The sequence below is a fragment of the Piscicoccus intestinalis NBRC 104926 genome (assembly GCF_001515525.1).
Lineage (GTDB): Bacteria > Actinomycetota > Actinomycetes > Actinomycetales > Dermatophilaceae > Kineosphaera > Kineosphaera intestinalis.
This window is the reverse complement of the sequence record NZ_BCNQ01000155.1, coordinates 1-10,592: the sequence shown is the minus strand read 5'-3', so window position 1 is coordinate 10,592 and position 10,592 is coordinate 1. Positions and strand designations below refer to the sequence as shown.

The window sequence follows — 10,592 nt, the reverse complement described above, 5'->3', positions numbered from 1 at the left end:
ACACCGGTGGCCGGCCAGCCCTCGAGGAGCAGGTCGATCGCCTTCGTCGCTCCACCAGTGACCCGGCGCTGCTCATCGGGACCGCCAAGGAACTCCTGGAGTCTGTGTCGAAATTCGTCCTAGAAGAGCTCGGCATTCCGGTGGGCAACAAGATGTCATACGACCAGTTATGGCACCTCGCCAGGGAGCGGCTCGGCGTGCTGCCCCAGCAGGTCGACCCCAACCTGCCGGGCGTCGAAGCCATTCGCGCAATCCATCAGTCAACCTGGAACATTGCCGACCAGATCAACAAGCTACGCAACCTGCAAGGAACAGGCCACGGCCGGACTCTGCCCAGCGGTGTCTCCGAGGATCTCGCCATGCTCGTCGTCCGCGAAGCCGCCACAGTCGCGGACTACATGCTCGCCAGACTCGACCGAGAGAAGGGCTGACGTGCCCAGCCAAGGTGCTCTGTTCGGCGGGCCAGACCGGGAGGTTCCAAAGCCCGCCCGCCCGGACGAACTGGAGGTCCTCATCACCGTCAAAGCCGCGCCCAACCCGTCAGCGAAAGCGGGCGAGACTGTATGCGTGGCCGGCCTTGGGCTTTCCCGCGGCCGCACAGAAGCGCGCTGGATCCGCCTGTACCCCATCAACTTCCGATTCCTCGAGCAGGACCAGAAGTTCAAGAAATACGACATCATCCGAGTCAGGGCCACGCCCGCCACCGGCGACTCCCGTGTCGAGTCATGGCAACCGGATATGTCCACCATGGTCGTGATCGACCACCTCGATCCCTGGAAGCGTCGTCGTGCACTTCTCGACCCAACGACTGTGGACACCATGTGCGAACTGAACCGGCAGAACCAGCAGGCATCGGCGGCGCCATCGCTCGGGCTCGTCCCTGTACGGGAACTGATCGATCTGCGGATCACTGATCACGCCGGCTGGACGCCAGAAGAACAGGCCAAGATCGACGCGTACGTGAACCAGATGGACTTGTTCGACGACTCAGACAAGAGCCCGCTCCAGGCTCCACGACTCGAGGGTCACTACCGATGGAAATGCTACGACCCTCAATGCAAGAGCCACGACCAGAGCATCATCGACTGGGAGTTCGTAGCGCTCCAACGCCGCCTCGGTAACAGCACCGAGGCCGCTGTCCGCGCCGCGCTCAAGGAGCGGTTCGTCGACATTATGTTCAAGCCGCCCCGGACACCCGCCTTCTTTGTGGGCAACCAAGCCAAACGCCACCACGTGTTCCACGTGCTCGGTGTGTACTACCCCAACTGAGCGAGCTCCTCGAGCACGACTGAGCGATGGCACCGCTCCTCGTCCCTCTCGAAGCAGAGCAGAGCGACATGATGCTCCTGCCTCCAAGAGGCGAGCTCACCGAGCGCGTGCCGCGCCTCGGGGGTCCGAAGGCCAGCCCGATAGCGTGCCCGCCCGACCTCCAACTCTGCGCCGGCAAACAGTGGCCGGTTCTCCTTGGCATTCCCCAAAGACCGCAGATGTTCGTATCGCACCCCTATGTCTCCGAGAGCCGCGCCCAGGCGCGCCTTGCTGAACCCCTGCTTCCGGCTCAACGGTGTGAGGCGGACGTCGGCGACCAGATCAATGCCGGCCGCTTGGATCGCGTCGATGAAGGTTGTGATCTCGCAGCCTTCATACCCAACGGACGACACTCGATTCGGTCGCGCCGGCAGCAGCGCGTCCACGGTCGTCTTCAGGGCGTCCGCGATGGCGGCGATCCGAAACACTCCAGGCTGTTCGACGTGCCCCTGCTCGAGCTTTCGCAATGTCTCAAGTCCCACCCCGGAGGCGATTGCGAGTTGCCCCTGCGTCATGGCGAACTCCCGACGCGCTTGGGCGATCGCAGAACCGAGCACCTGACTCCGGGACGGATGAACGGAAGACTGGCGGGTCACGAGAGTAGTAAAGCATTACGACCTCACCCCAGGGCCAGCCAGTGCCCACGCCACCCAGGCCCGGGAGATCTTCGCCCCCGGCATCGCCGCCTGCGAGGGGTCCTGACGCCACACATGACCTCACCCGGTGCACCTGTAGCGACGCACCGTGACCAACAGCATCGGCGGTCGCCACCCGAACGGCACATGCGCCAGCTGTCGCTGCACCGTTTCCCCCGAGCCACGCCCTGCTCTCCACACCGGTGGCACCAGTCGTCGGGCTCGACGACACGGCAGGCCTGGACCGCGTTCTGCGTCTTTACCGGATGCCCGGTGACTTCCAACCCCAGATGATCGAGACCGGTGAACACGGTCAGGTCGGGCGAAGTGAAGGTAGCGTCAGGCGCATCTGGGGGTTCCCCCCTCCGGGGAAGGTATTGCGGATGGGGAGTGTGAGAACTTCCATCCTCAGGGAGACCTTGACGCCAACCCAGTCACCGACGCGCCATACCCTCAGGCCCACCTACACCTCGGATTGGATGAGCCGTCAGGTCGGCGTCGCTCGCGGTCAAGGAGGCTGAGGCGCTGATTTGGGGTGCTGCTACGGGGTAGGCAGGTTGATGGTGAGCGTGCTGCCGTGGTCCGGGCCTGCGCTGGCTGCGGTGAGGCTGCCGCCGTGGGCGTTGATGATGGCCCGGCTGATCGTCAGGCCGATGCCTGAGCCGGTGCGGTCCCGGGTGCGTGCTGCGTCGCCTCGGTAGAACCGCTCGAAGGCGTGGTCGAGTTGCTCGGGCGTCATGCCGTCACCGTTGTCGCTGACGGTGATGCCGACTTGGTCGCGATCGCCGGCCGCCGAAATCATGACGGTGCCGCCAGCCGGGGTGTGGCGTAGGGCATTGTTCAGGAGGTTGGTCAGGACCTGTCCGATGCGGCTTCTGTCCACCAGTACCTGGCGTCCGGCCACTGATCGCTCGTCGATGAGGAGATTCACGCCTTTGGTGGCGTACCGGTCGCGCATGCCTTCGTGTGCGGCCCAGAGCAGGTCGGTGACATGGTGGCTGCGGAGGTCGAGCGCAAGTCGGCCTTCCTCTGCGGTGGAGACTTCGTCGATGTCGTCGGCGAGACGGGCCAGCCGTTGGGTCTGTTCCTCCAGTGCGGCCCTGGACTCGGGACCGAGGCTGGTTACGCCATCGTGGAGGCCTTCGTGGTACGCGCTGATGGTGGCGATGGGGGTGCGGAGTTCGTGGGCCAGGTCCGAGAGCATTCTGCGACGGGTGTCTTCGACGCTGTCGAGTCGGGCCGCCATGGTGTTGAAGGCTGCGGCGAGGGTTTCGAGTTCGGTGCCGGCAGCGATCGCAGGGACGCGGATGGCGTAGTGCCCCATGGTCAGTTCGCGGGCCGCGTGGGTGACTTGCTCGAGGGGGCGGCGCAGTCGGCGGGTGAGGAACCAGGTGACGGCGCCTGCGGCGAGCAGCGAGATGAGCAGACCGATCCCAACGGAGATGAGGGATGCGTCGCGGTAGGCCATCTCGATGTGGACGAGCTCGGGAGAGTTCTGCTGGTGTCCGGCTTCGAGAAGGTGCTGGTGGAAGATCGGGGGCCCGATGACGGCTGCGACCAGTCCCACGGTCAGTGCGCTGGCCACCAGGACGATGGCCTGACCGGCCAGGAGCCTGGTCGCGAGACCGGTCGACGAGGGGCTGTGGGTGGTGGTCATCCTTGTCCCATCCGGTAGCCGATGCCTCGCACGGTCGTGACGTAGCGGCCGGCGTCGGGATCGTCGCCGAGTTTGCGGCGCAGGTGGGCAACGTGGACATCGACGAGGTGCTCGTCCCCGACCCAGTCGGTTCCCCAGATGTCATCGATGAGCTGGCGACGGGTGAAGGCCATCGTGGGTCGTCGAGCCAGCGTGATGAGGAGGTCCCGTTCCGTCGGAGTCAGGGCCACCTCGGTGTCGGCCAAGTGGACGCGATGACCGTTAAAGTCAACACGGAGTATCCCGAACACTCGGATCGCTTCGCTGCTCGAGGTCTCTGATGCGCTCGTGGGCCCGCTCCGGGGGCGGCGCAGCACGGTCTGGACGCGGGCAAGGAGTTCGCGGACGCTGAACGGTTTGGTGACGTAGTCGTCCGCGCCCACGGACAGGCCGATGAGGGTGTCGACCTCGTCCTTGCGGGCGGTGACGACAATGACGTAGCAGTCGGAGAAGGTTCGGATCTGGCGGCATACCTCGATGCCATCCAGCCCGGGCAACCCCAAGTCGAGGATGACGACATCGGGGGCGTGGTCGCGCACGGCCTGCACCCCGTCGGGTCCGGTGTGGACGGTCGTCGTGGCGTACCCGGCCCGGGACAGGTAGGCGGCGATCAGGCCGGCCAGCGTGGTCTCGTCCTCGATGACCAGCACCCTTGTCGGTGGTGGTGTGGGGTTCGTGCTCACCGCCTCAGTCTCCCGGCTCAAGAGCGAACCTCGTCCACTCCCGGCCTTTCTCGGGGACGATCTTCGTCAAATCTCAACGTGACCACGGCCGGGCCTTGAGGTCGCCCACGGACAGTGGTCATGTCCGCCTCCTCGAGGCCGACCAGACAGCGTTAGGAGAGCACCGATGATGTGGGGCAACGGGTACGGCATGGGCTGGTGGATGTGGCTGCTGATGGCCGCCGGAACCCTGACGTTCTGGATCGCCGTGGTCCTGGTGGTTCGCGCCCTGCTCCCGGCCCGGGATCGGCAGGGGGGCGGCATGCATCGCCCCGATCCGTTGACGCTGCTCAAGGAATCCCTGGCGCGCGGCGAGGTGAGCGTCGAGGAGTACGAGCAACGACGCCGCCTGATCGTCGATGGCCACTGACCCCACCGTGAAAGGAACCATGACCTCCCCCCTGCTCTCGCGCCGGAACATCCTCCTCGGCGGATTCGGCATCGCCGCCACCGCCACCGTGGCCGCATGCACCACATCCGTGCCGGGGAAGGCAGGTATGCCGTCGCGCACCTTCGGCGCCCCGGCCCCGCTCTCCCCGTCGCCGGGCCAACGTCTCGTCGAGAAGACTTTGGTGGCCAAGCCGGTCAGTCTCGACCTCGGCGGTCGAACCGTGTCGACCTGGGCGTACGACGGGAAGCTCCCCGGGCCGCTGGTCCGGGCCAGTTCCGGGGACTTCCTGCGGGTGTCCCTGGATAACCAGCTCCCGGCCGACACCACGATCCACTGGCACGGGATCCGGCTGCGCAACGCCGCCGACGGCGTGCCCGGCCTGACCCAGGACCCGATCAGCTCCGGAACCAAATACGTGTACGAGTTCACCGCACCCGACCCGGGCACCTACTTCTTCCACCCCCACGTCGGAGTCCAGCTCGACCGAGGCCTGTACGCACCGATGATCATCGACGACCCGAACGAAGCCGGCGACTATGACGCCGAGTGGATCGTCGTCCTCGATGACTGGATCGACGGCACCGGCACGACACCCGATGACGTCCTCAAGAAACTCATCGCCGACGGCGGTCCCGCCTCCGGCGGCGGCATGGGCGGGATGGACCATGGGTCGATGGGCGGGATGGACCATGGGTCGATGGGCGGAATGTCGATGGGGACGCCTCCGTGGGTGGATGCCGGGGACGTGACCTACCCGTTCTTCCTGATCAATGGCAAACCACCCACCGACCCCGATGTTCTGACCGCCAAGCCGGGTCAGCGGGTCCGATTGCGCGTCATCAATGCCGCCTCTGACACCATCTTCACCGTCGCGCTCGGCGGACACCGGCTGACGATCACCGACAGTGACGGCCACGCCGTCGAACCGACCGAGGCTGGCGCGTTCTACATCGGGATGGGTGAACGTTATGACGCGATCGTCACCCTCGGCGACGGCGTGTTCCCGCTCGTGGCCCGCCCGTTCGGCAAGACCAGCGGCGGCCAGGCGATCGCGGTGGTCCGCACCGGCAGCGGCAGCGCGCCCGGCGTCGACGCCGCTCCGGCGGATCTGTCCGGGCAGGTCCTCATCGGCTCCCAGCTGCGGCCGGCGGAGTCCGCGAAACTACCGGACAGGGCCCCGGATGCCACCGTCGACCTCGCACTGCAAGGCTCGATGAAGCCCTACCAATGGGGCATGAATGGCGCCAAGTTCGGGGAGAACGAACCACTGACCGTCAAGGCCGGCCAGCGGCTGCGGATCAACGCCACGAACCAGACGATGATGACCCACCCGCTGCACCTGCACGGGCACACCTTCGCCCTGCCCTCCGGGCTGCGCAAGGACACCGTCCTCATGGCGCCGATGCAGTCCTTCGCGATCGACCTGGACGCCGACAACGCCGGCGACTGGATGATCCACTGCCACAACATCTACCACGCCGAGGCCGGCATGATGATCGCGCTGGAGTACGCGACGTGAGCACCCGCGCCCGCCGTCGGCTCCTCCTCGCCGGTAGCGCCCTCGCGACAATGGCCGTGCTGACCGCTTGTGGTTCCCCGGGCACCGCCACCCCCTCGGCACGCGGCGGGTCGCCTGCCGCGGCGCCAGTTTCGTCCCCGGCGTCGGCCTCGTCGAGCCGGCCTCCCGTGGCGATCACCCACATTCACGCCGTGGCCCGCGACCCCAAGTCAGGGGAACTCCTCCTGGCCACCCACGAGGGACTCTTCCGTCACGTCAACGGCGACCTCGTCCAGAACGGACCGGTCATCGATCTCATGGGCTTTGCCGTCGCTCCCGACGGCACGTACTACGCCTCCGGACACCCCGGCGTCGGCGTCGACCTCCCACAGCCGGTTGGGCTCATCACCTCCACCGATGCCGGCCGAAGCTGGCGAGTGGCCTCCCGCGGCGGCCAGTCGGACTTCCACGCCCTGACCGCCGGATCCACCGCGGTCATCGGTTTCGACGGGGTCCTTCGGTCGAGCACCGACGGCACGACGTGGACCACCCGCTCAATCCCAGCTCCGCCGCGCACATTGGCTGCGGCCCCCACCAGTGGGGCACTGCTCGCCACCACCGAAGCCGGGCTCCTGGCCAGCAGCGACACCGGGGCCACCTGGCGAACACTGTCCCCGCCCGTGACGGCGCTCCTGGTCACCTGGGCCGATGAGAAGACCATGGTCATCGCCACCACGACCGGCCAGTTGGGCGTCAGCAGCGACGCCGGAATCACCTGGACCCTCAACCCCACACGCGTCGGCGCCGCCGAGGCGCTGCACGCGGGGCGCGGCCAGGACGGACGCCTCGAGATCGTCGTCGTCGCCGACGGAAAGGTCTTGCGCACCCTCGATGGCGGCACCACTACCGAGAACCTTCTGCCATGATCCGGCGTCGCGATCTTGACGAGACCTTCACGTCACCACGGCCCCGCCTCGGCAACGGCCTTCCAGGCTGAGAACACCGAGGCGGCACGCCCCTGGAGTAACCCCAAGGAGATCAACGATGAACCACTCGGCACGACGACCCGACGAGTACGTCGCCTTCACCACCCCGACCAGCACGTCGGCCCCTGAGGACACCCAGCCGCCACGCACGAACCACGGTGCCCGCCATCACTGGCTCATGTGGCTGATGTGCCTGCCCATGGTGCTGCTCGTCGGTGTCCTCATCGCCACCGGCCGCCTCGGCCTCGGCGGCCTGATCTACGCCGCCGGCTGCCTGCTCATGATGGGCCTGATGATGGCCTGGATGAACAGAAGAGGCCAGACCTGATGAACTCCACCCAGACGTATGCCGTGATTGGAATGGCTTGTGGCCACTGCGAGAGCAGGGTCCGCGACAAGGCATCCGCACTGCCAGGCGTGTAAGACCTGACGGTCAGCGACCGACGAACTGATCATCACTACTAGTGGTCACGTCTCCGAACGACGCTGTCGTCAGCGCCGTCGTCGAGGCCGGCTACACCGCCCGCCGCAACTGACCCACACCCAGCCGCGGCGACCACAACGGGCGTCACGAGTTGTGCCGAAGGAGAACCCGGACATGCAGCACGACCATGAGCACCAGAGCATCACCAATACCAGCCAGTCCGTGACCGACCCTGTTTGCGGGATGCAGGTCGACCCGACCACGGCGCTGACCCTCGATTACGAGGGCACGCCATACCACTTCTGCTCCGAGCGTTGCCGCGACCGCTTTGAGCACGACCCGGCCAGCTTCCTCACGCCCCCACAAGGGTCCGACGACGCGGCCTCGCGCAACCAGGACGTGTACGAAGAGGTTGCGGAGTGGACATGCCCGATGCACCCCGAGATCCGCCGGCCTGGTCCGGGGCCGTGCCCGATCTGCGGGATGGCTCTGGAGCCGGTCACCGTCACCGCCGACACCGGTCCCAGCCCGGAACTTGCCGACATGACCCGCCGCTTCTGGGTCGCCACCGCATTGACCATCCCGATCGTGATCCTCGAGATGGGCCGCCACTTCATCCCCTTCCTGCACGACCTGATCTCCGCGCTTACCTCCGTCTGGCTCCAACTCATCCTGGCCACTCCGGTGGTGCTGTGGGCCGGTTGGCCCTTCTTCGTGCGCGGCTGGGCCTCGATCCGCACCCGCAATCTGAACATGTTCACCCTCATCGCGATGGGCACCGGCATCGCGTGGCTATTCAGCGTCATCGCGACCGTAGCGCCCGGGACCTTCCCCGCCTCCTTCCGCGGCGACGCGGGCACCGTCGATGTCTACTTCGAGGCCGCTGCCGTCATCACCACCCTGGTCCTGCTCGGGCAAGTCCTCGAACTGCGGGCCCGCGAACAGACCTCCGGGGCCATCAGGGCCCTCCTGGATCTCACACCGAAGACCGCCTACCGCATCAGTGACAACGGCGATGACGAAGAGATCTCCCTGGACACGGTCGAACTCGGGGATCGGCTGCGGGTGCGCCCCGGCGAGGCCGTGCCCGTCGACGGGACAGTCGAGGAAGGCCGCTCAGCAGTCGACGAGTCCTTGGTCACCGGGGAATCCATGCCCGTGACCAAGACCAGCGGAGACACCGTCATCGGCGGCACCATCAACGGCAGTGGCGGCCTGATCATGCGCGCCGAGAAGGTCGGCCGCGACACCATGCTCGCCCGGATCGTCGCTATGGTCGCCGACGCGCAACGCTCCCGAGCCCCCATACAGCGCATGGCCGACAAGGTCGCCGGCATCTTCGTGCCGGCCGTCATCGTCGTCGCCGTCGTCGCTTTCATCGTATGGGCGCTGGTCGGGCCAGACCCCAAACTCGCCCATGCGCTCATCGTCGCAGTCGCGGTCCTTATCATTGCTTGCCCCTGCGCGCTCGGGCTGGCCACCCCCATGTCGATCATGGTCGGAGTCGGACGCGGCGCGGGACTAGGCGTGCTGATCAAGAACGCCGAGGCGCTCGAGCGTATGGAGAAGGTCGACACCCTCGTTGTCGACAAGACCGGGACCCTTACGGAGGGCCGGCCCACCGTCACCGGCATCATCACCACCGGCGAGTGGCCCGAGGACGACCTGTTGCGCCTCGCGGCCGGTGTCGAGCGTGCCTCCGAGCATCCGCTCGCCTTGGCCATCGTCGAAGCCGCCACCGTCCGGAGCCTGCCCGTCCCCGACGTCACAGACTTCGACTCACCAGTCGGCCGCGGCGTCATCGGCACCGTCGAAGGGCGAGTCCTGGTCCTCGGCAGCTCCGACTTCCTCAACTCCCACCACATCGACACCGCCGATCTCAGGGACCGTGCCGACGAGCTGCGCGGCGACGGAGCCACCGTCATCTACATGGGAGCCGATGGCTGGCTCGTAGGCCTCTTCGCGATCGCAGACCCCATCAAGCCCACCACGCCGGCCGCGCTGAAGGCACTGCGGGAGGAAGGCATCCGGATCGTCATGCTCACCGGCGACAACAAAGTCACCGCCCACGCTGTGGCCAAGACGCTCGGCATCGACCAGGTTGAAGCTGAAGTCCTGCCCGACCACAAGAGCGACATCGTCACCAAGCTCCGGGGCGAAGGCCGCGTGGTCGCGATGGCTGGCGACGGCGTCAACGATGCCCCCGCACTGGCTGCCGCTGACGTGGGCATCGCGATGGGATCGGGCACCGACGTCGCCATGGAGAGCGCTGGAGTCACCCTCCTCAAGGGCGACCTCACCGGCATCGTCCGTGCACGCGAACTCTCCGAGAAAACCATGCGCAACATCCGACAGAACCTGTTCTTCGCGTTCGTCTACAACGCACTCGGCATCCCCATCGCCGCCGGCGTCCTCTACCCCGTTTTCGGAGTCCTGCTCTCACCGATCATCGCCGCCGCAGCCATGGCCTTATCGAGCGTCAGCGTCATCGGCAACGCCCTCCGCCTCCGCGCACAAACAATCACCTGAGACCACGCCGGAGGGCCACGCACGGAGACTGCACGAACCACCGGACGAGCCGATCTCTGCAAAGTGCCCCGCACGACATCAAGCACTCTTCGCTGCATCTCGACAGGTGTTGTCGAGATGCAGCGAAGATTTCACAAACGCGGTTTGTATGAAACATAGACGTCGCGTTATGAGGCTCTTCACAGATGAGGGTGTAGCGGTGGTGTGACCTGGGGCGGCGCGTCGGTGTCGGGGTGAGGGTCGAGGTCTTCCGATGATGGGAGTTCTCACACAACCCGTCCGGAAGACCTCGACGTGCCCGACGCTACCTTCACGCGACCTGACCTGACTACCTTCACCCGCCTCGACGGCCTCGGTCTGGAGGTCACCGGCCAACTGCTCGAGCCTGACCGGTCCGTGCTGG

Annotated in this window: 11 protein-coding genes and 1 pseudogene; 8 read left to right on the top strand and 4 right to left on the bottom strand. The window is 66.4% G+C overall.

Annotated elements, in window-relative coordinates; all coding sequences use genetic code 11:
* A partial coding sequence (locus PINTE_RS18130) for an abortive infection family protein (RefSeq protein ID WP_169798568.1) occupies nt 1–431 on the top strand: 431 nt, incomplete at its 5' end.
* 1 nt (nt 432) lies between these two features.
* Nucleotides 433–1,269, top strand: a complete 837-nt coding sequence (locus PINTE_RS18125; RefSeq protein WP_006594883.1) for a DUF8757 domain-containing protein — start codon at nt 433–435, stop codon at nt 1,267–1,269.
* Here PINTE_RS18125 and PINTE_RS18120 read toward each other — a convergent pair.
* The 4 genes and pseudogenes from PINTE_RS18120 to PINTE_RS18110 all read right to left on the bottom strand — a co-directional run bounded on the left by PINTE_RS18120 (nt 1,257) and on the right by PINTE_RS18110 (nt 4,322).
* Nucleotides 1,257–1,904 (bottom strand): DUF488 family protein, N3 subclade, encoded by a 648-nt coding sequence (locus PINTE_RS18120; RefSeq protein WP_157044302.1) that lies wholly within the window; start codon nt 1,902–1,904, stop codon nt 1,257–1,259. The genes PINTE_RS18125 and PINTE_RS18120 overlap by 13 nt on opposite strands.
* Nucleotides 1,905–1,943: 39 nt before the next feature.
* Nucleotides 1,944–2,260 (bottom strand): annotated as a pseudogene (locus PINTE_RS24575) (ISL3 family transposase); the annotation flags it as partial.
* Between the two features lie 224 nt (nt 2,261–2,484).
* Entirely contained in the window at nt 2,485–3,600 is a 1,116-nt protein-coding gene (locus PINTE_RS18115) for a sensor histidine kinase (RefSeq protein ID WP_068433557.1), read from the bottom strand.
* A complete protein-coding gene (locus PINTE_RS18110; protein WP_040564081.1) occupies nt 3,597–4,322 on the bottom strand; it encodes a response regulator in 726 nt (241 codons plus the stop codon). Before PINTE_RS18110 ends, PINTE_RS18115 begins: the two co-directional genes overlap by 4 nt.
* Nucleotides 4,323–4,488: 166 nt before the next feature.
* Between PINTE_RS18110 and PINTE_RS18105 the strand changes: the two genes are divergently transcribed.
* The 6 genes from PINTE_RS18105 (at nt 4,489) to PINTE_RS18085 (ending at nt 10,189) form a co-directional block, all read left to right on the top strand.
* A complete protein-coding gene (locus tag PINTE_RS18105) occupies nt 4,489–4,731 on the top strand; it encodes an SHOCT domain-containing protein (protein WP_068433555.1) in 243 nt (80 codons plus the stop codon).
* Nucleotides 4,721–6,271, top strand: a complete 1,551-nt coding sequence (locus PINTE_RS18100; protein ID WP_084343777.1) for a multicopper oxidase family protein — start codon at nt 4,721–4,723, stop codon at nt 6,269–6,271. The genes PINTE_RS18105 and PINTE_RS18100 overlap by 11 nt, the downstream gene beginning before the upstream one ends.
* A 167-nt stretch (nt 6,272–6,438) precedes the next feature.
* Complete coding sequence (locus PINTE_RS18095) at nt 6,439–7,176, top strand: F510_1955 family glycosylhydrolase (protein WP_235435565.1); 738 nt, start codon at nt 6,439–6,441, stop codon at nt 7,174–7,176.
* Nucleotides 7,177–7,294: 118 nt separating this feature from the next.
* A complete protein-coding gene (locus PINTE_RS18090; protein ID WP_068433549.1) occupies nt 7,295–7,564 on the top strand; it encodes a hypothetical protein in 270 nt (89 codons plus the stop codon).
* Nucleotides 7,564–7,659, top strand: a complete 96-nt coding sequence (locus tag PINTE_RS25135; protein WP_157087347.1) for a cation transporter — start codon at nt 7,564–7,566, stop codon at nt 7,657–7,659. The genes PINTE_RS18090 and PINTE_RS25135 overlap by 1 nt, the downstream gene beginning before the upstream one ends.
* 175 nt (nt 7,660–7,834) lie before the next feature.
* Nucleotides 7,835–10,189, top strand: coding sequence for a heavy metal translocating P-type ATPase (locus PINTE_RS18085; RefSeq protein WP_068433559.1), 2,355 nt, complete (start codon nt 7,835–7,837; stop codon nt 10,187–10,189).
* The last annotated feature ends 403 nt before the right edge of the window (nt 10,190–10,592 follow it).